This is a genomic window from Bacillus sp. 7_6_55CFAA_CT2, assembly GCF_000238655.1.
Classification (GTDB): Bacteria; Bacillota; Bacilli; order Bacillales; family Bacillaceae_G; genus Bacillus_A; species Bacillus_A cereus.
Map to the genome: position 1 here is coordinate 13,801 of NZ_JH414715.1, position 25,667 is coordinate 39,467.

Sequence of the window (25,667 nt, forward strand, 5' to 3'; positions counted from 1 at the left end):
TTCAGGCTCTTTTTCTTATTTATATTTTAAAAGTAAATTGTTACTACGCAGTTTTACTTAATTTATATATTCCGTGGTTGTTTTTACGGAAAAGTTTAGGGAAAACATAGCCATCTAATCCAATACATCCAGCGTTCTGCCCTGCAACTAAAATGAACATAGTCAAAATAAGCAGGTTTGGGTTTACACTAACAGTTCCGCTTAATAAAAATGAAAGATTCATTATGATTCCGAAAAATGCAGCTGTTTTTGTTAATCCGCCTAAAATCAAACCTAGACCTACTAAAATTTCTCCCCATTGAACTAAAAAGCTAAATAGGTCTGCGTTTGGAAGGACAAAATGTTGAAGAAAATCTGCCCACCAACTTTGTACTGCAGGATGGTCACCTGATGCTTGAGCAATAGCACCCTTTAGAAAACCGCTTGCGTCAAAAGATTGTCCGAAGACTTTGCCTATCCCAGCAGCGAGCCATGTATATCCTATGTAAAGCCGTAAAAGTAATAATATGAAAGTAGCACGTTTATCAGTTCTTAAAAAATTGATAACCATTGAAATCCCTCCAATATTGTATTTACACGTTTATTATATATCTAATGTGAAAAGATTCACAATGGAGAGAATGTGAACAAGGATAGGTTGTGAATAATTGTTTTATTTTTTGTAACATTTTATCTGCTTTGATAAACTAAGAATAGAGATATATGTAAAGGAGACAAAGACTCAATATGTGGATGAACTTGTAATGATTAGAAACTACTAGATAGATAAATTTTTCTCTCATAAGCGAGGGTTTATTTAGTTATCTGTAAATCATTCAAGGAATGCATATTTGGCTTGTACATCCCTTTTATAAGGATAGGTGCCTATTTTATGTATCTGTCTTTTTTGTGGGAAAGTTTATATCTCTTATATAAAATATGCGTCCTTTAAACTTGGAGGAGTATATGATGAACCAATTAAAAAATAAAGTAGCAGTTATTACAGGGGTAAGTCGTCTAGATGGTATAGGGGCAGCGATTTGTAAAGAATTAGCTGAATCAGGATACGATATATTTTTTACGTATTGGATAGCTTACGATAAAGAGATGCCTTGGGGCGTTGATAAAAATGAACAAATACAATTAAAAGAAGAGTTACTAAAAAACCGTGTTAAAGTATCAAGTATGGAGTTAGATTTAACTCAGAATGATGCACCAAAAGAGCTTATAAATAAAGTTACTGAACAATTAGGGTACCCTCATATATTAATTAATAATGCAGCATATTCTACGAATAATGATTTCTCTACGTTGACTGCTGAAGAATTAGATAAGCATTATATGGTAAATGTTCGTGCGACTACATTGCTCAGTAGTCAATTTTCCCGGGGATTTGATAAGAAATCTGGTGGTAGAATTGTTAATATTACTTCGGGGCAATTTCAAGGTCCTATGGCAGGAGAACTAGCTTATGCGACAACGAAGGGAGCTATTGATGCTCTTACTAGTACGTTGTCAGCAGAGGTAGCTCATTTAGGAATAACAGTGAATGCAATTAATCCAGGACCAACCGATACAGGATGGATGACTGAAGAGATAAAACAAGGGTTAAAACCGATGTTTCCTTTTGGCAGAATTGGTGAGCCAAGGGATGCAGCTAGACTCATTAAATTTTTAGTAAGTGAAGAGGCCGAGTGGATTACTGGGCAAGTTATTCATTCAGAAGGTGGATTTAAAAGATAAAAAAGAAGGCATCTCACCAGGGTGAGATGCCTTCTTTTTTAATCTTTCTTCAATCTTCGTGCAACACCATTCCCTAAAGACTGTAATCCTTGAACGAGGATAATTAAAATAAAGACAGTTGCATACATTACTTCAGGCTCGTAGCGTAAATGTCCGAAGCGGTATGCTAAATCCCCTAGCCCGCCAGCACCTACAAGGCCAGCCATTGCTGTTGCGCCGATTAAGCCGATCGTTGCGATTGTTAATCCGAGTACAAGGGAGGGACGTGCTTCTTTCACCATAACGTGCCAAATGATTTTTATAGTAGAAACGCCCATCGCTTGGTAGGCTTCAATGACACCGCGATCGACTTCTAGTAAAGCTGTCTCCATTAAACGTGCGATATAAGGGGCTGTGAAGACGACAAGCGGTACGATAACACCTTGCACGCCAATGGACGTTCCCATTAAAAACTTTGTAAAAGGTAAGATGAAGAATAATAGAATGATAAATGGAAGAGAGCGAATGATATTAATAATTGTATTAAGAATAGGATAGATGATTTTATTTTCACGTTGCCCACCAGGTCTCGTTAAAACAAGTGTGACGCCAAGTGGCAGTGCAATAAGGATCGAGATGAGTAATGAAATAGATGTCATTTGAAATGTTTGGATTGTTGCTTCCCATATGACTTTACCCCATTCATCCAAAAAGGACTTGTTTCCCATAGTCTGTTCTACCTCCTTCTACGATGATTCCTTGCCCTTGTAAAAATGATAAAACACGGTGGATTTCATTTTGTTCCCCTTGCATATGAACGACTAGTTTCCCATATGTTTCATGTTTTAACTGCGTAATATTACCGGATAAAATATTCGGATACACTTGGAAACGTTTTGTGGCAACGGCTAAGGCAGGTTCCCCTGAAGTAGTGCCAATAAATGAAAGTGTTACAATTTCTCCAGTACTTTGTAGTTCTTTCTGTACCTCTTCTGGAATTTTCGCTGCAAATGCGCTATTTACAAATTTCTTCGTTGTTACATGTTGTGGGTTTGTGAAAATATCTTTTACAGTCCCACTTTCGACCACAGATCCATGTTCCATAACAGCAACGCGGTCACATATACGCTGGATGACATTCATTTCATGTGTAATGAGTAAAATCGTAATTCCGATTTCTTCGTTAATCTTTAATAACAAATCAAGGATAGAATCGGTTGTTTCGGGATCTAATGCGCTCGTTGCTTCATCACTTAATAACACTTCAGGTTCATGTGATAGCGCACGAGCAATTGCAACACGCTGTTTTTGACCACCAGAAAGTTCGCTTGGATACGCATCTTTTCGATTAAAAAGATCGACAATGCATAAATACTTTTCTACTCTTTTTTCAATTTCTGCTTTTGGAATGCCAGCAAGCCGTAACGGTAATGCGATATTTTCATAAACGGTAACAGTTTTAAGTAAATTGAATCCTTGGAAGATCATTCCGATTCTTTGTCTCGCTTTTGCTAGTTCTTTTGTCGATAATGTTGTTAAGTCTTGTTGGTTTACAATGATATTTCCTGTCGTTGGTTTTTCTAATAAATTTACACATCGAATCAATGTACTTTTACCAGCGCCACTATACCCAATGATTCCAAATACCTCGCCTTTTTCTACTTTAAGGGAAGTAGACTTAAGAGCCTCAACATTCCCTTTTTTTGTTGTAAATACTTTGGATATGTTTTGTAATTCAATCATTATCGTCAGCTCCTACCAAGATGGTAAAACTGAACCATCAAATTTTTTCTCGATAAACTCTTTTACTTCCTTAGACTGATAAGCTTTCTTTAATTTATTTACAACGGCATCATCTTTATTTTCAGTACGAACAACGACCCAGTTCACATATGGTGAATCTTTTCCTTCGCGGAAGATAGAATCTTTCGCTGGACTTAATTTTGCACCTAATGCAAAGTTTGTGTTAATAGCAGCTGCTTTCACTTCACTTAGTTGTGTTGGTAATTGAGATGCCTCTAATTCGACAATCTTTAATTTTTTTGGATTTTCAATTACATCTTTTGCAGTCGCTTTTTCTGTAGCCTTCGGATCAACTTTTAAAACCCCTGCTTTTTCAAATAATTTTAAAGCTCGAAGTTCATTCGTTGGGTCATTTGGTACAGCAATTGCGTCGCCCTCTTTTAAGTCTTTTACATCTTTTATATCTTTAGAATATACGCCCATAGGGAATGTTACTGTTGAAAATACTTCAGCTAATTTCATATTGCGTTCAGCTTTAAATACATCTAAATACGATTTCGTTTGGTAGCTATTTACATCAAGGCTTTTTTCATCTAAAGATACGTTTGGCGCTACATAATCATTAAATACTTTTATATCAATTTCGAGACCATCTTTTGCTGCAACTTCTTTTACCTTTTCAAAAATTTGTTCATGTGGTCCACCTGTTACACCGACAGTAATCTTTTTCTCGTCTAATGCTTTTACCTCTTTATCTGAACTCACGCTACATGCGCCTAATAATAATACTGCTCCGCTTACAATGCTTAATAATACCTTTTTCATCTATAAATCCCCCTTCATATACGTTCCAAAATAAAAAGCACCTCCCAAAAATAAGAGAGGTGCCGAATAGACGAAATAGATTCCTCTCTTATCTTCCAAAACGAAAACTCGTTTTGCAGGAATTAGCACCTTAGCTTATACGTCATAAGCTCGGTTGCCGGGCATCATCGGGCCAGTCCCTCCGCCACTCTTGATAAGAGTATGTGTATGTAGTTTTGAATATGGTACTAATAGTAAATCTTACAAAAAGAATTGTCAATAATATTTTCAGAATATATTTTATTTTAAGGTAATCGAAACGTTCCCCTTTTTATGTCCTTTTTCTACATATATATGAGCTTCAGCAATTTCTTCTAATCGGTAAGTTCTATCAATAACAGGTTTTAGCTTTTCTGTTTCAGCTAGTTGTTTTAGCAGGTTCATATCTTCTTTACTGACCTTTGCCATCATTCCGTTCACAGATACATATTTTCCATTAGGCATTAATGCATCTGTACAAAGAGACTTTTTATATTTTCCAACTGCATCAAATATAATATCGTAGTGCTCGCCCCGCTTAGTAAAATCTTCTTTCATATAATCAATTACGTTGTCTGCCCCTAAAGTTGTTACTAAATCGAAATTCGAACTACTACAAATGGCTGTGACAGTCGCCCCGAAGTATTTAGCAAGTTGTATGGCAGCTGTCCCTACTGACCCAGAGGCGCCATATATAAGTACTCGTTGCCCTTTTTTTATCTGTCCTTTTCTAAGGAAGTGCAATGCTGAAGTTCCGCCGAAAGGAATAACGGCAGCTTCTTCATATGTCACATTGGTAGGTTTTAATGCTATTAATCCACTTTCATGCACGCATGTGTATTCCGCATAACCACCAAGGTTTAGTTCTGTTAATGCAAAAACTTGATCTCCTTTTTTAAATTGTGTTACATCTGTTCCAATGTCTTCAATTTCACCGGATAACTCTACGCCAAGTATAGGTTTTCTCGGTTTTCTGAAACCTAATATGATCCGCATAGGAATCCAAAATAAGAGTGGGCTATTAAAGCCACGTATTCTACAATCTCCAGTCGATACACTTGTTGCGTGAATTTTAACTAATACTTCATTTTTTTTAGGTTTAGGCTTTTCTACATTTTGAAGCTGGAGAACATTAGGTGGTCCGTACTTTGTACAAATAATCGCTTTCATAATGACCTCCTGAAATGAGTTGTTATTATTTACATCATATTTAAACTTTTTCTCAAACATGTTGTTATATAGGAAATAAATTTAAAGATAAATATTACGAATTATATAGATTTCATAGGAAAAGAGATGATATTATTTTTGGGAAGGAGGGGACGTTATGAAAAAACTTATTTTAATTTCAAGTTTAGTACTTGCAGTCGGTCTAGGAGTAGGGTGTAGTAATGAGAAAACAAAAAAGACTGACGAACCGAAAAAAGAAGCTGTGCAGAAAGAAAAGGAATTAACAGCGAAGGATGTTTTTAATAAAGCGAATGAAGCTTTTAAAAACGAAGAAAATGTAACGATGACATATGATGTGGGAATAAAGGCTGAAGGAACAGAGATGAATGTAATAAAGGCTAAAATGCAACTAGAGCCGAAGAAAAAAAATTCTCGTTCTGAAATGAATGTTTCTGGTACAGAGGTTGTTGTTTATGATGTGGGTGGCAAAATTGCTGGTCAGTTAAAAAATCCTAATACGGGTGAAATTATGTCTGTACCAGAGGAACAATTGAATGCTAACGGAATGAACGCGACTCAAGGAATGGTAGATAATTTAGAGATTCCATCGGAAATTTTAAATAAAGTGAAGATGGAGAAAAGTGGAGATAATTATAAGCTGAAGTTTGCATTAAAAGGGCAAGAGACAGAGAGTATGTTAGCTAGTATGGATGAAAAGCAGAAACAAATGCTACAAGGCCAAAATGCAAAGATAGAAGAAATAGATGGGGAATATATTATTACAAAAGATTTTAAATATGAATCAGCAAAGATAGATATGGTTATGAGTAGCAATGGTGAGGATAAAGCGCACATTATTACGGATGCAAAGTTTACATCGTATGATAAATTTGATCCAATACAATTGCCAGCAGCAAAGTAATCACTGTCAAGAGAGGTACCTGAAAGAACGGGTATCTCTTTTTGTTGCTAATAAGGAGAGTGTCCTTTGAAAAAAAGAAAGATAGCAGTGGTCATTGTCGCATATACGGTTTTGCTTGCAACGTCTGTACATACGTATAAAAAACAAATTGATCATCCTATTATGAGTGATGTAGGTAAATTGCTTCCGACAAAAATAAAACGTGTTGAAGGTGCTACGGAAGAGCACTCGTTAATAAAATTAGTGCGAGATGCAAAAGTTTCAGGAGAGAAAATTTCCATTGCAGGCATGCAACATAGCCAAGGAGGACAGACATATTATCCGAATGGCACGATGCTCGATATGAAAGGATATAATAAAATATTAGAATTTGATCCAGAGAAGAAGCGGATTACAGTTCAAAGTGGTGTCACCTGGAATGATATTCAGAAGAAAATAAATCCTTATGGCCTTGCGGTACAGGTCATGCAGTCTCAAAATATTTTTACTGTTGGCGGTTCATTAAGTGTAAATGTACACGGGCGTGATATTCGTCATGAGGCACTGATTGATACAGTAGATTCATTTAGATTGTTAATGGCAGATGGCACGGTACGTAATGTAAGTAGAGAAGAAAATGCAGAGTTATTTCCATATGTCATTGGGGGTTACGGTTTATTTGGAGTTATTTTAGATGTGACGCTGAAGTTAACAGATGATGAATTATATGAAATGCACACGAGAATGATAGATTATAAAGAATACGCATCTTATTTCAAAGAGAAAGTGAAAAGAGATGAGAATGTTCGTATGCACTTAGCGCGTATTTCTGTTGCTCCAAATTCATTTTTAAAAGAGATGTATGTGACAGATTATACTTTGGCACAAAATCAAAATATGAGAGAAGAGTACAGTGAATTAAAGGAAGAAAATATTATAGCTGCACCGAAATTTTTACTTGGTTTATCACGTTATAGTGATTGGGGGAAGAATACATTTTGGGATATACAAAGAGGTTATTTTGAACGTACAGATGGAAATTATGAGACGCGTAATAATGTTATGAGATCAGATAGTGCTTTTATGGAATATGAAAATCCAAATAGGACCGAAGTGTTACAAGAATACTTTGTGCCTATAGATGCTTTCACAGAGTATATAGATGATTTACGTAACGTATTAAATGAAGAAGAGTTTAATTTACTCAACATTACGATTCGTTACGTGGAAAAGAATGAAAATGCAGTTTTGTCCTATGCGAAAGATGATATGTTTGCGCTGGTTCTTTTGATTAACCAGGGACGCTCAGAGAGTGAGATAAAGAAAACAGAGGATGTCATTCGAAAGATGATTGATGTTACTTTAAAGCATAATGGTAGTTACTATTTGCCGTATTATTCTTATCCAACGAAAGAGCAGTTAAAGAGGGCATATCCTCGCATTGAAGAATTTCTCAAGAAAAAGAAGGAAGTAGATTCAGAAGAGAGATTTGTGAATTTATTTTATAGGGAGTATACGAAATGACATATAGAAGATTTGTGGCTTCGCAAAGTATCATCATGATGGCAGGAAGTATGGTATTTCCTTTTTATATATTATTGCTTCGAAACGTTGGAAATAGCTTCTCGCAATTTGGCTGGGCGTATGGCTTATTTGCTTTAACATCAGCACTTGTATATCCACTAGTGGGAAAGGTATCTGATCAAGTAGGGGATAAAAAATTATTAATCATATACGCTTGGTCCATGGCAATCTTAATGCTTTGCTTTCCAATTGCCACGGAAGTTTGGCATGTGTATATTCTTCAAATTGTAATGGGCGTTTTAGGTGCTGTGCAGCGTAATACTGAGAAGACTTCGTTAGCACGAAAGGTTGCGCAGGAAAAGGCTGGTTATGAGATTGGAAAATACCATGTGTGGACATCCATTGGCGGAGCAGTAGCGGTTATTGCCACGGGATATTTAGTAGATTTCTTTACAATTGGTACAATTTTTTATATTGCATCTATTTTATATGTAGTGAGCGGGATTGTATTAAGTAGTAAAAAAATATAACTATTCCTATTTTCACCTTAATACCCTTTATTTGTTATACTAAAAGGGAATACAAAAGAAAAGGGGACAGTGCCTTTGATGAAATTTGTAGTTTTAGCTATTCTTACTTTGTTTTTGATTCCATGGACAAGAAGTAGTAGTAAGCTTCGAGCAGTGGATAAGAAGGGAGATAAGAAGGTTGTAAAGGGTAAGAAATCATCTATTTTAGTTATTCCTGTTTTATTTTGGATAGGTATTGCAATCTATGAATACTTTTGGCTAATTGATGATCGAGTAGATTCGATTCTTACTCATTATTCTGTTGCAGTAGCAATTTTAATTGGGCTTGTTTTATTTTCACAAGATCAAATAGGGAAATTAGAAGGTACATTAAAAGGACTTCTAATGTTTATTTTACTCGCAAGTTACGGCTACTTTGGTTATTTGCACGATATAGTAATCTCGCAAAAGAAATATGATTCTGTTGTTAAGGTAGAGAAAGATATTTCAGAGCCATTTACTGAAAATGACCAGCCGTTTACAGTGCCGCCAAAGACAGCGGAGAATAAGATGAAAAAAGTATTTGGTGATATTCCAAAAGTAGCTTATTTTGAGCTAGGAGAATTAACGCCACAAATGGTAAACGGCGAAGCTTTATATGTAGCGCCGATTGAAGTTTCAGGTTTTTTTAAAGCACGTAAAGCTGAGACAATTCCAGGGTATGTAACGATGTCAGGTACGAATCCTGATGCGGAAGCGAAACTGCACCTCGGTTATAAAATGAAATATGTGCCAAGCATGTTTTTTGGTAATAATTTAGAGCGTGTGGTAAGGCAAGCAGAACCAAATTTAATCTTTAAAGGAAAACCTAAATTTGAGGTTGATGATAAAGGAAAACCATATTATACAATGACGTATGGTGAATTTATTTCAGGAAGATCTGGATTTGAGGTAGAAGGTGTTGTCGTAGTAGATGCACAAACAGGTGAAGTGAAAAGATATGATAAAGGAAAGGCACCTAAATTTGTTGATGGTGTATTAAATCATGAGACTGCATCTACGTTAAATACGTACTTTGGTAAATATATTCACGGATTTTGGAATACGAAATTTTCACAAACAGATATGAAAATTCCGACTGAGTGGGGAACGAAAGAAGGCGTGACCCCGATTTTTGGTAAAGATGGAACACTGTATTATTTTACAGACTTTACTTCTCCAAAAGAAGGAGTAGATTCAGCTCTAGGCTATTCATTAGTAGATGCACGCACAGGCAAGCTATATTATTATAATGGAAAAGAAGTAAAGGGGATTATGGATGGTTCAGCAGCTACAGAAGTAGTGGATAATTCCTTTAAGAGAGAGAAATGGCATGGGACAATGCCTGTCATTTATAACGTATACGGTAAACCAGCTTGGATTATTCCGGTTGTTGATGACGGAGGCCTAGTACGTGCGCATACAGTTGTATATGCTGCTAATGCAAAAATATTTGCGACAGGTTCTTCGCAGAAAGAAGCGCTTGAGAATTATAAAAACGTAATGAGCGGTAATGGTGATACATTTAGACCAACCTCAACAGGAAAAGAAGCGCAAAAAGAAGGTATTGTACAACGTGTATATAAAGAAAAATCTGGTGAAAATACAATCGTGTACGTACTTTTAGAGAATGAACAAAAGGTATTTATGATACCAGTGAAGAAATTTCCATATGCTATGTTTACAGAAGTAGGAGATCCAATTCAAATTACATATTTAGATACGGGAGAGACGATGGCCTCGGTATCTAAATTTACGAATAGCAATGTGAAAAAGTAAAGCGGTAGAATTTCTATCGCTTTTTTTACATTATGAAAGAGGAAAATGCACTGTACTTGACGTATGTTTATGATGTAACTATAATTGTTACGATTCAGTGTGTATAGGAAAGGGTGAATTGAAAAAGTGAATGAAGTTAATCACGAAATATATAAACCTGTAAAGGCAAACAGGTTGTGGATGATTCTTGTATTAGGGACACTTACGGCAATTGGGCCATTATCTATTGATATGTATTTGCCTTCATTACCGAAGTTAACGGATGACTTGCAAACAGGTGCATCCCTAGCGCAGCTTACATTAACAGCTTGTTTACTTGGGCTTTCAGTAGGGCAATTATTTGTTGGCTCAATTAGTGATATTTACGGAAGACGCAAACCACTTATTATTGCTCTTATTATTTATGTTGCTTCTTCTTTACTTTGTGCTGTTGCGCCATCTATTTGGACATTAGTATTATTGCGCTTCCTACAAGGAGCTTCAGGATCAGCCGGGATTGTTATATCACGTGCGATGGTAAGAGATATGTACTCAGGTTCTGAAATGACGAAGTTTTTCTCACTGCTTATGTTAGTAAACGGAGCAGCACCTATTTTGGCACCGATTATTGGGGGGCAATTGTTACAGTTTACAACGTGGCGCGGTGTTTTCATCGTTCTTGGAGCAATTAGCGTATTCATGTTAATCTCAGCTACTTTTGTATTACGTGAAACATTACCTCCTGAAGAAAGAGAAACGGGTGGTTTGTCAGGGACTTTGGCGACGTACGGAAAATTGTTAAAGGACCGTCTGTTTATGGGATATGCATTGTCACAAGGATTAGTAACAGCGGCAATGTTTGCATACATTTCGGGCTCACCATTTGTGTTGCAGAACATATACGGAGCATCACCACAGCAATTTAGTTTATTCTTTGCGATTAACGGCATCGGTATTATTATTGCTAGTCAGGTAACGGGTCGTTTAGCGGGGAAAGTGAATGAGAAGACATTATTTGTTGCGGGTATTATTATCGCAGCTGTTGGTGGTCTATCTTTACTACTGACAATCGTACTAGGAATAGGTTTAATTGGTGTTTTATGTTCGTTATTCCTTGTTGTATCAAGTGTCGGGGTTGTATCAACAACTGGGTTCTCATTAGCGATGAGAAATCAGAAACAAGCTGCAGGAACAGCATCAGCTTTATTAGGTTTATTACAGTTTATTTCAGGAGCTCTTGTTGCTCCGCTAGTAGGTATCGGTGGAAGTAATACAGCATTACCGATGGGTATTGTTATTGCGCTTTGTGAAGTAGGAGCAGTGTTATGTTATCTATTTATGGCCAGAAGAAGTGAGAAACAGTTTGAACTGCAACAAAAACAAAATCTAGAGGCTTAACAAAAAAGAACTGATTCAAAGGGAATGTTTGAATCAGTTCTTTTTTCATTTCTTTGAAATACCTCATACAGTTTTGTAAGGTGATGTAGTAAAGCATTGCAAAAATTATTTGTATAAAGTGACGATACTGTGACAAACATGTTGGTATATATATTACGGTGTCGTCTTAAGTGTAAAAAGTAGGATGTTCTCGGTATAATAACAAGTGGAGATAAAAGAAACTATAATGAGTAATAGTTGTAGATAAAAGGAGAAGAAGAGATGAAGAAGGTTTTGGGTATTGCCGTAATGGGAGGAATGCTCCTTCTAGCAGGATGTAATGGAAATAAAGATACGAAAGAACCGAAAGAAAAGGTAGAGCAATCTACAGAACAAACAGAAGAGATGAAAGAATACCGTGCAGTACATGAAAAATACGATATGAAAATGAATAAAGAAATTAATAAAGCACTGCAGTTATTTGAAGTAGCAAAAGAAAAGGGCGGTAAGGAAATAACGACTGCTACATATAAAGAAGATGTGCAAAAGGTAACAACGAGCATGTTAGAAGATATTGATCATATACGTAAAGAAATTCGTGTGCCGAAGTCGAAAGAGCAAGAACATGAAGTATATGTTGGTTTCTTGAATGAATCGGAGCAAGCAATGAAAAAATTACAGAAGTTAGCTAAAGAAGAAGATTCATCGTTGATTCGTGATATAGAAATTAATTTTGCAACAGCATCAACATACTATAAACGTTTTCAAGCAGAAATGAAAAAATAACCTTGCCTGTGCAAGGTTATTTTTTCTTCTTACTACCGCCTACTTCTTTATTTTATTTCTCTTTTGTATTCTTTTTTCGTTCCATCAGAGAAGACAACTTCTAAATCAAATTTTTGATAGTCTTTATCAAGTTTGAACACGTTCACTACTTGATCGATTACTTCTTGGTCAGCAGTATTTTTATCAAATTTTAATTCTTGTAAGAGTGGGCTTAATTTTGTGATAGCCTCGTCTCCTGTTAATTTTACATCTGCTTTATGATCTTCAATTTTTGCTTCCATTTTCTTATCAGCTGCTACATTTTTATAGTCTGCTTCGTAGTCTTTCTTTGTATCTTGGTAGTCTGCCTTTAAATCGAATTCATTGAAGTTTAGTTTTAAATCTGCAGGAGCCTCATTTTTTGCTTCTTCAGTCGTCTTTTTATTAGAAGTTGTGTCTTCTTTTGCAGGAGCTTTACATCCTGTTAATGCAGGTACTAGCATAAGAGCTAATAAAACTGATAGTAGAATTCTCATTATAAATTCCTCCTTATGTAAATTCGTTCTATACAAGTTTTTCCCAAAAACATGTAATTATGTATGTGTTGAAAATAAATTATTATTCTGTAGTTGCAAGGGCTAATCCGCAATTTAAATCAAAAAAGATTTGTATGTATATGGTAAATTGAAGTTGTGAGGAGGGGCTAAAATGCATGAAGAATATAAAGAGATAATAAAAAAATCAATTGAATATATAGAGAATCACTTACATGAGGAGCTTACAACAGAAAGAGTGGCATCTCACAGTGCAGTATCGATGTACCATTTTCATCGCATCTTTCAAAGATATGTTGGGATGAGTGTAACAGATTATATTCGAAAGAGAAGGTTAACTCATGCTGCGCAAGTTTTAGTGTCAACGGAGAGAGCTGTTATTGATATTGCAGTGCAATACGGTTTTTCCTCACAAGAGGCATTTACGAGAGCTTTTAAAAGAATGTTTCAATTGCCACCAAAGAAATATCGAAAGTACTTTCAGTCATTTTATATAGAAAGAGAGGGTGTTTCAATGCAAAAAGGTATACCGAAAGGATGGATCTTAAGTGGAAGTCATCCTGCTGAATATGAGATGGGTTTAGATTATGAAGTTGTCCATCAGGGGAAAGTATCTGCATACATAAAAGCAAAAGAGAATGTTACGCACGGAGGATTTTCAACACTAATGCAAATGTTCCGAGCGGATAAATATGTAGGAAAGAGATTACGTTTTACAGCATTTATTAAGAGTGAAAATGTAAGAGATTGGGCAGGATTGTGGATGCGAGTAGATGGAAAAGATACAGAACCGCTCGCTATGGATAATATGCAAAATCGCCCCATTAAAAATACGAATAACTGGCAATCGTACTCGGTTGTATTAGATATAAAAGAAGAAGCACTTGGTATTGCATTTGGTGTTTTATTATCAGGAGAAGGTTGTGTGTGGCTAGATAGTATTCGATTTGATGAAGTAGATGAAAAAATTCCTTCAACAGATTTGGCAGAGAACTTTTATGAAACACTTTTAGAAGAGCCGGTGAATCTACAATTTGAAGAAGTAGAAAAATAAAAAACAAGGAGAAAAGATATGCTCAAATATGTAAAACTAATAAGTATTAGTTTAGTAATATCGTCTTGTATTATGGGAGTTAATTATTTAGTTAGCTATCTTTGGTCAGGGCATATACCTTCTTTGACGTGGAGAACATATTTGATGTTTGTGTTTATATGTATGATGAGTTTTGGTTCAATGCAAAAAGAAGGAAAAGAGGATTATTGACAATAGTCTTCTTCGCCTTTCTTTCATTAACACAAATGGTTGTAACTGTTTTTGGAGATGCAGGTATGATTTTCAATATCATCTCACTATCGTTACAACTTGTAAGTTTGGGTGTAATTGTACCACATGAAATGCTTTCTAAAACATATCAAACAATCGGTGAATTATTTCCTGCAATATATGCAGGAAATGGCTATTATACAATAATATTTGGAGGAGTTAGTTTAGAAAGAAATATTATTTCATTATTAGTTATTGTATTGGTTATACAATTAGTAGCAGGTATGATTTTAGCTATAAAAGGAATGGCAAAGGGAAGAGGAAGCTCTGTAGTTAAAGTTGTATAAAAGTAAAAAGGTATCCTTCATGGGATACCTTTTACTTTTGTTACTTTGCAACTTCTGTCCACTTGTAGTTAAACTCACCACCGAAGTCAGTTGTTACAAGTCCTTTAATGAAAGAGCGTTGTAAGTAAGAACGACCTTGTTGGTATAAAGGAGCGACAGCGCCGTCTTGTAATAGAATTTTTTCAGCTTGCTTCATTGCTTCAAAGCGTGCTTTTTCATCGCCAGCTAAATCTGTTTTCACTTTATGAATTAGCTCATCGTACTCTTTGTTAGAGTATTTATCGAAGTTATAAGCACTATCTGTTGTAAATAGATCTAAGAATGTAATTGGATCAGCGAAGTCAGGGCCCCAGCCGTCAATACCAATTTCATAGTCACCACTTAATAGTAGTTTTAGCTGTTGTTTACGTGGTTGTGGTTTTAAATTCACTGTTAATCCGTCTAAGTTCTTTTCTAATTCACCTTTTAAATATTCACCAGTCTTTTTAGCTAAAGCATTGTCACTTGTTAATAGTTCGATTGTTACTTTGTCAGTACCAAGTTCTTGTTTTGCTTTTTTCCAGTTTTCTTTCGCTGTTTTCACATCATCCTTGACTAGATTTCCATTTTCTTTACGGAAGTCGTTGCCTTCTGGGCTCTTTGCGAATTTCGCAGGAACCATTCCTTCAGCTGGAACAGCGCCGTTATTTAAAATTGTTTCTACGTAAGCTTTTTTATTCATTGCGCCGTTAATAGCAAGGCGTGCATGTTGATTTTTTAATGTTTCATTTTTTTGATTTAATCGTAAGAATTGAATGCCGACTTCAGCGCGTTCCTTGAAGTTTGGATCGCTCTTATATTTATCAACAAACTCTGCAGTTAAAGCAACACGATCAATTTGTCCTGAATCATATAAGTTCACTTCTGTAGACTTATCTTTAACGACATTGAAGTTGATTTCTTCTAATTTTACCGTTTTAGCATCCCAATAGTTAGGGTTTTTCTTCAATTGGAAGCTTTGTTCATGTTTCCAGTTCTCTAATGTGAAAGCACCGTTGTAAATTAAATGATTTGTTTCCAAACCATATTTATCACCTTGAGATTTTAAGTACTCTTCATTAATTGGTAAGAATGTTGAGAATGTCGTTAAGCTTAAGAAGTAGGGAACAGGACGGTCTAGTTGCACTTCTAACGTTTTGTCATCAACAGCTTTGACCCCTAGTTGATCAATTGGCAATTGTTTTTGGTTTATTTGTTTCGCATTCTTTATATCGAAGAATAAGAATGCGTATTCAGCTGCTGTATCAGGATTTACGGCACGTTGCCAAGCGAAGGCAAAGTCCTTTGCTGTAACAGGAGTACCGTTTGACCATTTTGAATCACGCAGATGGAATGTATATTTTGTTTTATCGGGACTAATGTCAACCGACTCAGCGACACCAGGAACCGGTTTATTATCTTCTCCCATTGCATATAACCCTTCAAAAACATTGCGCATTACGTTCATGGATTCCCCATCCGTTGCTTTTGCAACATCCATTGTTGGAATTTCTGAAGCGAATGATAAGTTAATTGCCTGTTTATCAGGTGCTTTATCGTTTGCTTTCGCTCCGCTTGCATTATCCTTATTTCCCCCGCAAGCAGTTAGTAATAGACTTGCCCCTAAAACAGATGCAACAACAGGTATAACTTTTTTCTTCATTGTTCGTTCCTCCCTAAATGTGTTGTTCGTAACGTCATAATGTCCATGTCTTGAAGTAGCTATAGAAGGAGATAAAACCTATTATAAATATTTGTTTATAGGTAATCAGGTGTTCTATATGTATATACATGTTGATCTATAATCTATCGTTATATGTTTCAACGTAGTAGACATTATATTTTGATGGTGAAATATTTCGTTTCTTTGATTATTTAGAATATTAACACTGGAAAGAACTATATGTCAATAATAAAAATAGATTGTTAATTTCTTAGAATAATATATTGAAAAAGCGGATTCTCATGTGTGAGAGAACCTATTTTTAATATATTTTGCTAAAAAAACAATTGGTGTGGGCTAATAATAAGTGGGGATGAAGAAACCCCCACTTATTAAAGTTTCACTTTATTTTTCAATTTTTGCCCACTTGAAGTTTAATTGCCCTGCAAAGTCTACTTGCACAATTCCTTTCACATAAGAACGTTCTAAATAAGATTCGCCTTTTTGGTAAAGAGGAGCGATAACAGAGTCTTTAAATAATATTTTCTCGGATGCTAGTAATGCTTCCCAGCGAGCTTTTTCATCACCAGCTAAAGTTGTTTTCACTTTTGCTATTGTTTCATCGAATTCCTTATTAGAGTAATGATCTAAGTTATAAGGGTTATTCGTTGTAAATAGCTCAAGGAATGTAATTGGATCCGCAAAGTCAGGGCTCCAGCCATCAATTCCGATTTCGTAGTCACCTTTTAATAAAAGCGAAACTTGTTGCTTACGCGGTTGCGGTTTTATATTTACTGTTAATCCATCTAGATTCTTTTCTAGTTGTCCTTTTAAGAATTCACCAGTTTTCTTATCAAGGTCAGCATCACTCGTTAATAATTCTAATGTTATCTTTTCAGAACCAAGCTCTTGTTTAGCTTTTTTCCATAACTCTTGTGCAGATTTTGTATCAACTTTTGTTAAATCGCCATTTGCAGTACGGAAGTCTTTTCCTTCAGGTCCTTTTGCAAAGTTTTTTGGAACGAGACCAAATGTTGGTGTAGATCCATCATTTAATAACGTATTTACAAAGGATTTTCTATCAATTGTTTGATCAATTGCTTGGCGTGCAGAAACGTTTTGAAGCACTTTGTTTTGTTGATTCATACGTAAAAATTGTACGCCTACGTTTGGACGTTCTTTAAAGTTAGCATCCTTTTTATATTTATCGACGAAGTCAGATGTTAGTTTTATACGATCTAATTGTTTTGACTCGAATAAATTTACTTCTGTTGATTTTTCTTTTACGACGTTAAAATTGATTTCTTCTAGTTTGACAGTATCTTTATCCCAATAGGTAGGGTTTTTCTTGAATTTAAAGCTTTGTTCGTGCTTCCAATCGCTTAGTGTAAAAGCCCCGTTGTACAAGATTGTATTATCTTCTAAAGCGTACTTATCACCTTGTGCTTTAAAGAATTCCTCGTTAATTGGTAGAAATGTTGGGAACGCTGTTAAGCTAATAAAATACGGAACAGGACGCTCCAATTCTACCTCAAACGTATGGTCATCAACTGCTTTTACACCAAGTTGGTCGGCTGGAAGTTCTTTGTTGTTAATTTTTGTTGCGTTTTTAATATCAAAGAATAGAAATGCATATTCAGAGGCTGTTGCTGGATCTACGGCTCTTTGCCAAGCGAACACAAAATCTTTCGCTGTAACAGGAGTGCCGTTTGACCATTTTGAATCTCGCAAATGGAATGTGTATTTCGTTTTATCGCCACTTACTTCATGAGATTTTGCAACACCAGGAACAGGTTTGTTACCTTCACCAAGATTATACAAACCTTCAAATACGTTTCTCATTACTTGACCAGAATCAGTATCTGTAGCACGAGCCGTATCCATTGTTCGTATTTCAGTAGGTGAAGATAAGTTTAAAACCTGTTTACTAGGTGCCTCGTCTTTTGCATTTGCTCCGCTTGCTTCGTTTTTATAACTACCGCAACCAGTTAATAAAATACTTACTCCTACAACTGATGCAATACCGGGTACAAACTTCTTTTTCATTTGATTTTCCTCCTAAATAATTAAGTTTGGATGATGATGAGGGAAATGAAAAATAAAAAATCCCTCTTTTCATATTGAGAAAGAGGGATTTTTACGTACAAGTTATGCACCCGTATATAAACGAAGTCCCTCATTCTATCTTTCAAGCATAAAGCTTGCAGGAAGTGGCACAGTATTCAAAATGAACCTGTTGCCGAGGTTTCAAAGGGCCAGTCCCTCCACCTCTCTTGATACAATGAGTAAACGAATAAATTTTATTAATTTTTGTGTTTCTTTGATAATTCAAAATCTTACACCTTGAATAATGAAGTGTCAACTAAATGAAATATAGTTTAAATTTTCAGTTTTATTAAACGAAAAAACCACTGCATAGGGCAGTGGTTTTTCTACTAGAAGTTAAAGTTATCTGGATCTGGACCAACGCGACGATCTTCATTTAAAGCTTGAATTGCTTTCATATCATCAGCACTTAATTCAAAGTCGAAGATGTTTGCATTTTCAATAATGCGATGTTCTTTAATTGATTTGGGAATTGTTACAACTTCGTTTTGTAAATCCCAGCGTAAAATAATTTGCGCAGTTGATTTATTATATTTTGTCGCAATTTCTTGTAATGTTGGATTATCTAGTAGTTGTCCTTGCATTAATGGTGACCAAGCTTCAAGCTGAATATTATGTTCTTTACAGAATGCATGTAACTCTTCTTGTGCTAAACGTGGGTGGTATTCCACTTGGTTGACCATTGGCTTAATTTCAGCAATTTCAAATACGTCTTGTAAGTGGTGAATGTGGAAATTACTCACACCGATAGCGCGAACACGGCCATCTTTATAAAGTTTTTCTAATGCTTTCCATGATTCGGTATATTTCCCTTTTACAGGCCAATGTACTAAATATAAATCTAAATATTCTAGACCTAATTTCTCTAATGTAGTTTCAAATGCTTGAAGTGTTGTTTCATATCCTTGATCGCTATTCCATACTTTTGAGGTAATAAATAATTCTTCGCGTGAAACACCGGATTCACGAATCGCTTGTCCAACGCCTTCTTCATTTTGATAGATTGCTGCAGTATCGATGCTGCGGTAGCCATTTTTAATTGCTGCTTTTACAGAATCAATTACTTCTGAACCATCTTCTACTTTAAAAACACCTAAACCAAACCAAGGCATTTTTACACCGTTATGTAATGTTGTATAGTCTTTTAAACTTGTTAAAATCATATTATTTCCCCCTAGCTTTTTTGTTTGTTGCTTCTACTGCTTTTTGAATTGCCTCTGAAAAATTATATTCGTATAAAGTTTTGAGACCCTCAGCTGTGGAACCACCTGGCGTTGTTACTTGTTCGCGGAGGTTAGCTGGATTTTGCGTTTGTTCGAGCATAGAAGCAGAGCCAGAAATCATTTGAATGACAAGATGTTTTGCGGTTTCTTCATCGACTCCATAACTTTTTGTTGTTTCAATTAAGCTTTCAGCAAAGTAATAAAGGAAGGCTGGTGCACTTCCAGTAACTGCAGTAAGCTGATGAACTTCTTCCTCAGTACAAAGTTGCGAAGTACCAATACCTTTTAAAAGCAGTTGCAGGGTTTCTTGATGCATCTCATTTACTGATTGTCCCATTGTATATAAGGAGATAGATTTTCCAATTTCAGCAGCTGTATTAGGCATAATCCAAGCAACAGGCGTGCCCTTTGGGAGTCTAGCTTCTAAATAAGATGGTCCAATGCCAGCTGCGACTGTTACGACTAGTTGATTTGATATTAACGGAGATAGCTCAGCTAATAACTCTTCATGAGCAGAAGGTGGCATTGCTAAAACAACCGTATCAACAGATGTAACATGCTGTTTCCAATCTGTTGCAGTAGACACATTATATCGATGTTGTAACTGTTTTAGCTTTTCTACGTTGCTTCGATTAGAGACGATAATTTCTTCGATGTACTCTTTGCTTGTTTTAAGTAATCCGGAAAATATAGCTTCTGCCATACGACCGGCACCAATAAATAAAATTCGATGTTTAGTTAGCATATTCTTTATTCCTTTCTAGTAGAGATATGTTATAAAAACGATATCATCTTTAAGAGAATGTTGTAAAAAGAAAAGACTTACCGTAGATGGAATGGATAATGAGAAGGCGGAAATTCATGCTAATATTAACTGTTATTAATCTCTTTATATGTGTAGCTGGTTTGCTAGAGTGGAAGAGCAATTATAAGGGGCAAGAACATACAAATAATTATATCTAGAAAATAATTAGAATTGAAAAACCCCTGAAGCATATATGCTTCAGGGGTTTACTAATAGAATATAAGATTATGCTTTTGTCATACCAAGTAATACAGCGCCGCCGATAATTAAAACACTACCTAGTGCAATAAAGATCAATTGACGTTTTGTTTTCTTTTCACCTAAGAATACAATCGCACCGAATGTTGAGATAACGATTCCAGTTTGAGATAATGGGAAGCTTGTTGCTACTCCAACACGTGGTAATGAAAGAAGTAAGAATAAGTTTCCAGTTCCCCATAGTAAACCAGACAAAGCATTACGGATTGCATATTTGTTAAACGGTTTATGTTTAGACGTCAGTACAACCGCACCAACAAACATACCAACTGCTTGTGGTAAAATAGCAGACCAACCATCAATATTATACCAACGAATAATAATTACATATACAAGATAGCCGAAAGTAGAAACAATTAAAGTAAGAAGTCCTTTTTTCAATTGTCCAGGTGGCTGAGCATTTTCTTTATCATCTAATGATGTGAATACAACACCAACTACAATTAATAGGATTGCAATCGTTCCCAGAATGATCGTTGTAGTAGTAGTCCACTCACGGAAAGCGATAACCCCAAAGATAGAAGTTGCAACAAGTTGCATACCAGTAGAAATCGTTACAGTAGTTGAAACACCTAGTTTTTCAACTGTTTTTAATTGGTTTACTTGTCCTAAAGCCCAGAATAAACCTGAAATAAAACCAACAATTAAGATTGTCATTGTTAAAGCTGGTTGAGTAAATACATACATAATTGTTGCGAAGAATAGAGCACCGATTGTCATACCTACCGTTTGGCTATATGCACCACCGCCCATTTTTACGCTTACTAATAAGATGTTTCCCCATGCAATTGCAGGAAGAAGCGCTAATAAAATGTCCATTACAAGACTCCCTTCGGTTTGCTATACCAATATAGTTACATATCGTTCTAACGATCGGTAATGCCCCACTAATAGAGTAGAAGATTACCGATCGCTAAAACAGGATGAAGAATTCACAATATAAATGCGTTTTCATTTCTTCATTTTTTGAAACACCTCCATATAATAACAGGAAATTGCCTATTTTAGAAAGTGAATTCAAATAAAATGTATATTTAAATAAGAGGTAAAATTCAGTTATTTCCCATTGGTATATTTTATTTCCTAAGAAATAAAGAAGCAGCTTCGACAAAAGCTGCTTTAAGAGTTAGTAATTCTTTTATTAATAAGTTGAATACATAGTAGAAATACGAGTGACATACCGATAGTAATAACTACAAGTGTCCAGGCGAGTTGCATATTACTTGCATCAATAGCCATGTAAATTGCAGTTGGGATTGTCTGTGTTTTACCAGGAATGTTCCCGGCAAACATGAGTGTAGCACCAAACTCACCGAGCGCGCGGACAAAGCTCAAAATCATCCCGCTTAGTAAGGCAGGAAATGCGAGTGGAAGTGTAACGTGCAGAAAAACTTGATATTCACTTGCGCCAAGGTCACGAGCACTTTCTTCAATTTGTACATTTGCGATAGAAAATCCCGTTTTCGCTGATTGGTACATAAGCGGAAATGCAACAACTGTAGAAGCGATAATCGCAGCAGTAGATGTGAACATAATAGACTGCTGAAATAATGATTCAACCCACTTTCCGATCGGGCTGTTGTTTCCAAAGATGATAATGAGAAAGAAGCCGATAACAGTTGGTGGAAGTACCATTGGTAATAAAAATATGGTTTCTAATAGTACTTTATATCGCCATGAGGAGCGAGCTAGTGCTCGCCCGACAATTGTCCCTAAAATTGTAACGAGAATAGTGGCGCACGCAGCTACTCTTAAAGATAGAAAGACAGGCGATAAAATAGCATCAATGCTCATAGTGATTACGACAGAACTGTAAATCCATATTTCTTAAAGATAGATTGTGCATCTTTTGACTGCAAATACTCATAAAATGAAGTCGCCTCTTTCTTATGTTTAGATTCCTTTATAACACCTAAAGGATAGTGGATTGGCTCATGAGAAGTAGCTGCTGCTGTCTCACCAATCTTTACTTTATCCGAAATGAGAGCATCTGTTTTGTATACGATGCCAGCATCAACATTCCCTGTTTCTACATATGTTAACACTTGGCGAACATCTTTTGTAAATACGACTTTATTTTGAACATCATTCCAAAGGTTTTCGTGTGTTAGAGAAGCCTTTGCATATTTGCCAGCAGGTACAGATTCAGGTGTACCAAGTGCAATTTTTTTGATTTTCTCATCTTTTAAATCTTGAAATTTTGTAAGTGAACTATCTTTAGGGATGACTAGAACTAGTTCATTTCCAAGAAGATTTTTCCCTTCTTTTTCACTAATGAATCCTTTTTTTACAAGGGTTTGGAATTTATCTTCTGCTGCAGAGAAGAATAAATCAGCAGGTGCACCTTGTTCAATTTGTTGTTGAAGTGCTCCAGAAGCACCGAAGTTAAAAGAAAGTTTGATATTTGGCTCTTTTTCTTTATATTGTTTTTCGATTTCTTTTAATGCATCTTGTAAGCTTGCAGCAGCTGAGATAGTCAGTTCAACTGTTTTCTCCTCTTTAGCAGCTGACTTTGTATGCTTTTCCCCACTTGTACAAGCAGCACTAAATATAAGAAGGAAAGAAAGTATAAGTGCCCCGATGGAACGTAATGTAAATTTATTCATAAAAAAATCCCCTTTCGTTTTGATACATCTAATTATAACTAATTATCTCTAAATATAACTAGTTATAATTGAATGTAATTTGAACATATATCTATTTTTAAAAAATAGGAGAAATATTCTTTTCTTTGTTACAATGAAAGGAGAAAGTGAGGAATCGTCTATGGATCATCATTCCTACACAACGGAAGAAGTAGCAAAGCGATTAAAAGTATCAAAATTAACTGTATACGACTTAATTAAAAAAGGAGAACTTCCTTCTTATAGAGTTGGTAGACAGATGCGCATTGATGCAGCAGATTTAGATCAATATATAAAGCAAATGAAAACAGGAAAGGTACAAGTTAATCCTGTAAAAAACGATGGTAGTAGTATCTTGAACACGTGTATTATTAGTGGTCAAGAACTAACGTTAGATATGTTAGCTAAACGTATAGAAAATCGTTTGCTAAGTTCTAATGTTTTAAGGGCCTATCAAGGTAGCTTAACAAGTTTAGTGAAAATGTATCAAGGAGAAGGAAGTATCGTTAGTTTGCATTTGTTTGATGGTGAAACGGGTACATATAATGTTCCTTATGTAAAACGCATTTTAGTAGGACAGCCATGTATTATGATTAATTTATTGTCCAGAAATGTAGGGTTTTATGTCCAAAAAGGAAATCCGAAGAAAATAAAGACATGGGCCGACATATCCGGATCCACTATAAAGTTTGTAAATCGAGAAAAGGGTTCTGGTATTAGAGTGTTAGTGGATGAACAATTACGAATCCAAAAATTAAATAAAGCTGATATTAGTGGATATGAATGGGAAGAATCGAATCATCTTGGTGTTGCCACGCAAGTTGCAAATGGAAAAGCTGATGTAGGAGTAGGTTCAGAAAAGTTTTCGCAAATTGTAAATGTGGACTTTATTCCAATCATGAAAGAACAGTATGATTTAGTAATTTTGAAGAATAAAGAAAATGAAGAGCTGATTGAAGTCGTGAAAGACATTCTGCAATCGGAAGAATTTCATAATGAATTAAATGCGATTGGCGGATATGATATTACGAAAACAGGTCAAATTATATATGAAACAAACTAAAAAGCTGCTTGTCTATAAGACGAGCAGCTTTTTCTATATAAAGGGGTTTGGGGAAACAAAGTGTTAAACAAGACCTTGAGCAAGTGTGTAAATGAAAGCCGTAAGAAGAGTAGCTCCACTTGCAAGTCCGATGAAGTCTGATTTGTTGAAAGTAATGTTGTTCATTATAATCTCTCCTTATTTGTTTAATGTAGTTGCAACAGCTTTTGCATCGACAAGTGCGGATAGCACCATGCCCATTGTATTTAAAAATTTATTTGATTTCATATTGTTCATCATGCGTATCCGCTCCTTTTCGAATTGTTGTTGCCCTGCTTATGTCTTAATTATAGGAAATATGTCCACTTGCAACTATCGAATTAGCTTACGAAAGACTTACACTTTTGTAAGAAAAAAAGACATTCATGTAAGAATGTCTTTCACAGCATATTGATATGATGATGTTCTTCAATTGTTTTTAAAAAACTACGCATTGAATTCGTCATATAGCTATCTTTACGGCGTATGAAAACCGTTGAAATACTGCCGTATTTTTCAGGGATTGCATGACAATGTACCTTACCTGCTTTAGAAAGATGATGGACAGCAGACTGTGGTACGAGTGTAATTCCGAGGCCGAGTGCAACGCTGTTTAATATTGTCTCTAATATATTGAATTCCATAATTCTTTTTGGTAGCAAACCTTCATCTTTAAGCCAACGTTCTAGTTTGGAGCGGTATCCACATCCTTGGTTAAAAACGAGTAGAGGCGTTGTTGTAAATTCTTCTATATGAAAGGCTTTATTTTGTGTTATAAGCATTAATTTCTCTGTACTAACATCGTATTGTTCGATTAGTGGATGTTTAATAGGACCTGATATAAAGGCGCCATCCAATTGATGATCAAGTACTTCTTTAATTAATTCTTCTGTTAGACCCGCTTGTAATGATAAATCGACATTTGGATAGCTTTTATAGTAAGAAGATAAAATGGTAGGCAGTGTACTTACTGTTTCGACTGTACCGATTTTCAATATACCGGAGGGTGTTTCGCTATCTAAAAATACTTGTTTTAGTTCGTCGACATCTTGCAAAATTTTACTAACATAAACGAGCATTTTTCTTCCTTCAGCTGTTAAAGTCATTCCTCGTTTATGGCGGTAAAAGAGTGGGGTTTTTAATTCGTTTTCTAGTTGTTTAATACGTGCAGTTACATTTGATTGTACATAATTTAATTCCTTTGCTGCGCTACTTACACTACCCTGATCGGCAACGCTTTTAAAGATTTGTAAGTCTCGTAATTCCATTTTGTAATCCCCCTTGATGTTAACTATCATTATAAATGATAGTTAACATCATTTTGAATCATTTTACGTGATATATTTTTTCTTTTACAATTCTCTTTGTGCAAATAGAAAGAAACGGGGGATTGC

The 25,667-nt window shown here is 35.5% G+C and carries 26 protein-coding genes and 2 riboswitches; of the genes, 11 read left to right on the forward strand and 15 right to left on the reverse strand.

What is annotated here, in order from left to right:
* Nucleotides 1–43 precede the first annotated feature (43 nt).
* The gene (locus tag HMPREF1014_RS26700) at nucleotides 44–550 is read right to left on the reverse strand and encodes a DoxX family membrane protein (protein ID WP_000236363.1); all 507 of its coding nucleotides are present in this window, start codon (nucleotides 548–550) and stop codon (nucleotides 44–46) included.
* Nucleotides 551–945: 395 nt separating this feature from the next.
* Here HMPREF1014_RS26700 and HMPREF1014_RS26705 point away from each other — a divergent pair, with 395 nt between their 5' ends.
* Nucleotides 946–1,722, forward strand: a complete 777-nt coding sequence (locus tag HMPREF1014_RS26705; protein ID WP_009327645.1) for an SDR family oxidoreductase — start codon at nucleotides 946–948, stop codon at nucleotides 1,720–1,722.
* A gap of 38 nt (nucleotides 1,723–1,760) precedes the next feature.
* Here the strand turns inward: HMPREF1014_RS26705 and HMPREF1014_RS26710 are convergent, their stop codons facing one another.
* The 4 genes from HMPREF1014_RS26710 to HMPREF1014_RS26725 form a co-directional block, all read right to left on the reverse strand.
* Nucleotides 1,761–2,429, reverse strand: a complete 669-nt coding sequence (locus HMPREF1014_RS26710; RefSeq protein WP_000527151.1) for a methionine ABC transporter permease — start codon at nucleotides 2,427–2,429, stop codon at nucleotides 1,761–1,763.
* Entirely contained in the window at nucleotides 2,404–3,444 is a 1,041-nt protein-coding gene (locus HMPREF1014_RS26715; RefSeq protein ID WP_000571621.1) for a methionine ABC transporter ATP-binding protein, read from the reverse strand. The genes HMPREF1014_RS26710 and HMPREF1014_RS26715 overlap by 26 nt, the downstream gene beginning before the upstream one ends.
* A 12-nt stretch (nucleotides 3,445–3,456) precedes the next feature.
* Entirely contained in the window at nucleotides 3,457–4,269 is an 813-nt protein-coding gene (locus HMPREF1014_RS26720; RefSeq protein ID WP_000756992.1) for a MetQ/NlpA family ABC transporter substrate-binding protein, read from the reverse strand.
* A gap of 85 nt (nucleotides 4,270–4,354) precedes the next feature.
* Nucleotides 4,355–4,469, reverse strand: a riboswitch (SAM riboswitch).
* A 79-nt stretch (nucleotides 4,470–4,548) separates the two neighbouring features.
* Nucleotides 4,549–5,457: an NAD(P)-dependent alcohol dehydrogenase gene (locus HMPREF1014_RS26725; RefSeq protein WP_000643864.1), complete on the reverse strand. Its 909-nt coding sequence runs from the start codon at nucleotides 5,455–5,457 to the stop codon at nucleotides 4,549–4,551.
* Nucleotides 5,458–5,614: 157 nt separating this feature from the next.
* Between HMPREF1014_RS26725 and HMPREF1014_RS26730 the strand changes: the two genes are divergently transcribed.
* The 6 genes from HMPREF1014_RS26730 to HMPREF1014_RS26755 all read left to right on the forward strand — a co-directional run bounded on the left by HMPREF1014_RS26730 (nucleotide 5,615) and on the right by HMPREF1014_RS26755 (nucleotide 12,351).
* Nucleotides 5,615–6,379 (forward strand): DUF6612 family protein, encoded by a 765-nt coding sequence (locus HMPREF1014_RS26730; RefSeq protein ID WP_000733612.1) that lies wholly within the window; start codon nucleotides 5,615–5,617, stop codon nucleotides 6,377–6,379.
* Between the two features lie 66 nt (nucleotides 6,380–6,445).
* Nucleotides 6,446–7,882, forward strand: coding sequence for an FAD-binding oxidoreductase (locus HMPREF1014_RS26735; RefSeq protein WP_000746284.1), 1,437 nt, complete (start codon nucleotides 6,446–6,448; stop codon nucleotides 7,880–7,882).
* Nucleotides 7,879–8,412, forward strand: a complete 534-nt coding sequence (locus tag HMPREF1014_RS26740) for an MFS transporter (RefSeq protein WP_000222367.1) — start codon at nucleotides 7,879–7,881, stop codon at nucleotides 8,410–8,412. The genes HMPREF1014_RS26735 and HMPREF1014_RS26740 overlap by 4 nt, the downstream gene beginning before the upstream one ends.
* Nucleotides 8,413–8,490: 78 nt before the next feature.
* The gene (locus HMPREF1014_RS26745; protein ID WP_000674048.1) at nucleotides 8,491–10,209 is read left to right on the forward strand and encodes a DUF3981 domain-containing protein; all 1,719 of its coding nucleotides are present in this window, start codon (nucleotides 8,491–8,493) and stop codon (nucleotides 10,207–10,209) included.
* A gap of 117 nt (nucleotides 10,210–10,326) precedes the next feature.
* Nucleotides 10,327–11,586 carry a multidrug effflux MFS transporter gene (locus HMPREF1014_RS26750; protein ID WP_223153447.1) on the forward strand — a complete coding sequence of 420 codons (1,260 nt, stop codon included), beginning with the start codon at nucleotides 10,327–10,329 and terminating at the stop codon, nucleotides 11,584–11,586.
* A gap of 261 nt (nucleotides 11,587–11,847) precedes the next feature.
* On the forward strand, nucleotides 11,848–12,351 hold the full coding sequence (locus HMPREF1014_RS26755) for a hypothetical protein (protein WP_000756516.1): 504 nt from the start codon (nucleotides 11,848–11,850) through the stop codon (nucleotides 12,349–12,351).
* A gap of 47 nt (nucleotides 12,352–12,398) precedes the next feature.
* Here the strand turns inward: HMPREF1014_RS26755 and HMPREF1014_RS26760 are convergent, their stop codons facing one another.
* Complete coding sequence (locus HMPREF1014_RS26760; protein ID WP_001221553.1) at nucleotides 12,399–12,866, reverse strand: YusW family protein; 468 nt, start codon at nucleotides 12,864–12,866, stop codon at nucleotides 12,399–12,401.
* A 172-nt stretch (nucleotides 12,867–13,038) separates the two neighbouring features.
* Here HMPREF1014_RS26760 and HMPREF1014_RS26765 point away from each other — a divergent pair, with 172 nt between their 5' ends.
* The 3 genes from HMPREF1014_RS26765 to HMPREF1014_RS26775 are packed head-to-tail and all read left to right on the forward strand — an operon-like array spanning nucleotide 13,039 to nucleotide 14,495.
* Entirely contained in the window at nucleotides 13,039–13,938 is a 900-nt protein-coding gene (locus HMPREF1014_RS26765) for a helix-turn-helix transcriptional regulator (RefSeq protein WP_000544203.1), read from the forward strand.
* Between the two features lie 18 nt (nucleotides 13,939–13,956).
* A complete protein-coding gene (locus tag HMPREF1014_RS26770) occupies nucleotides 13,957–14,148 on the forward strand; it encodes a hypothetical protein (protein WP_000922552.1) in 192 nt (63 codons plus the stop codon).
* Nucleotides 14,145–14,495, forward strand: coding sequence for an ABC-2 transporter permease (locus HMPREF1014_RS26775; protein ID WP_000156941.1), 351 nt, complete (start codon nucleotides 14,145–14,147; stop codon nucleotides 14,493–14,495). The genes HMPREF1014_RS26770 and HMPREF1014_RS26775 overlap by 4 nt, the downstream gene beginning before the upstream one ends.
* Nucleotides 14,496–14,535: 40 nt before the next feature.
* Here the strand turns inward: HMPREF1014_RS26775 and HMPREF1014_RS26780 are convergent, their stop codons facing one another.
* The 7 genes from HMPREF1014_RS26780 to modA all read right to left on the reverse strand — a co-directional run bounded on the left by HMPREF1014_RS26780 (nucleotide 14,536) and on the right by modA (nucleotide 23,174).
* Nucleotides 14,536–16,176 carry a peptide ABC transporter substrate-binding protein gene (locus tag HMPREF1014_RS26780; protein WP_000730942.1) on the reverse strand — a complete coding sequence of 547 codons (1,641 nt, stop codon included), beginning with the start codon at nucleotides 16,174–16,176 and terminating at the stop codon, nucleotides 14,536–14,538.
* A gap of 405 nt (nucleotides 16,177–16,581) precedes the next feature.
* On the reverse strand, nucleotides 16,582–18,222 hold the full coding sequence (locus HMPREF1014_RS26785) for a peptide ABC transporter substrate-binding protein (protein WP_000726474.1): 1,641 nt from the start codon (nucleotides 18,220–18,222) through the stop codon (nucleotides 16,582–16,584).
* 132 nt (nucleotides 18,223–18,354) lie between these two features.
* Nucleotides 18,355–18,459, reverse strand: a riboswitch (SAM riboswitch).
* Nucleotides 18,460–18,611: 152 nt separating this feature from the next.
* Nucleotides 18,612–19,445, reverse strand: a complete 834-nt coding sequence (gene pgoN / locus HMPREF1014_RS26790; protein ID WP_000604196.1) for a glyoxal/methylglyoxal reductase — start codon at nucleotides 19,443–19,445, stop codon at nucleotides 18,612–18,614.
* A gap of 1 nt (nucleotide 19,446) precedes the next feature.
* On the reverse strand, nucleotides 19,447–20,250 hold the full coding sequence (proC, locus tag HMPREF1014_RS26795; protein ID WP_000956278.1) for a pyrroline-5-carboxylate reductase: 804 nt from the start codon (nucleotides 20,248–20,250) through the stop codon (nucleotides 19,447–19,449).
* A 285-nt stretch (nucleotides 20,251–20,535) separates the two neighbouring features.
* On the reverse strand, nucleotides 20,536–21,387 hold the full coding sequence (locus HMPREF1014_RS26800; RefSeq protein ID WP_000353544.1) for a GRP family sugar transporter: 852 nt from the start codon (nucleotides 21,385–21,387) through the stop codon (nucleotides 20,536–20,538).
* Between the two features lie 300 nt (nucleotides 21,388–21,687).
* Complete coding sequence (gene modB / locus HMPREF1014_RS26805; protein ID WP_000020526.1) at nucleotides 21,688–22,362, reverse strand: molybdate ABC transporter permease subunit; 675 nt, start codon at nucleotides 22,360–22,362, stop codon at nucleotides 21,688–21,690.
* A gap of 5 nt (nucleotides 22,363–22,367) precedes the next feature.
* On the reverse strand, nucleotides 22,368–23,174 hold the full coding sequence (gene modA / locus HMPREF1014_RS26810; RefSeq protein WP_001032232.1) for a molybdate ABC transporter substrate-binding protein: 807 nt from the start codon (nucleotides 23,172–23,174) through the stop codon (nucleotides 22,368–22,370).
* Nucleotides 23,175–23,334: 160 nt separating this feature from the next.
* Between modA and HMPREF1014_RS26815 the strand changes: the two genes are divergently transcribed.
* Nucleotides 23,335–24,255: a substrate-binding domain-containing protein gene (locus HMPREF1014_RS26815; protein ID WP_009327646.1), complete on the forward strand. Its 921-nt coding sequence runs from the start codon at nucleotides 23,335–23,337 to the stop codon at nucleotides 24,253–24,255.
* Nucleotides 24,256–24,318: 63 nt separating this feature from the next.
* On the opposite strand, the gene HMPREF1014_RS26820 is transcribed toward HMPREF1014_RS26815, so the two are convergent.
* Together HMPREF1014_RS26820 and HMPREF1014_RS26830 are read right to left on the reverse strand one after the other, a co-directional pair.
* Nucleotides 24,319–24,420 carry a DUF3948 family protein gene (locus HMPREF1014_RS26820; RefSeq protein WP_001060018.1) on the reverse strand — a complete coding sequence of 34 codons (102 nt, stop codon included), beginning with the start codon at nucleotides 24,418–24,420 and terminating at the stop codon, nucleotides 24,319–24,321.
* A gap of 254 nt (nucleotides 24,421–24,674) precedes the next feature.
* Nucleotides 24,675–25,541 carry a LysR family transcriptional regulator gene (locus HMPREF1014_RS26830; protein WP_000423030.1) on the reverse strand — a complete coding sequence of 289 codons (867 nt, stop codon included), beginning with the start codon at nucleotides 25,539–25,541 and terminating at the stop codon, nucleotides 24,675–24,677.
* Between the last annotated feature and the right edge of the window lie 126 nt (nucleotides 25,542–25,667).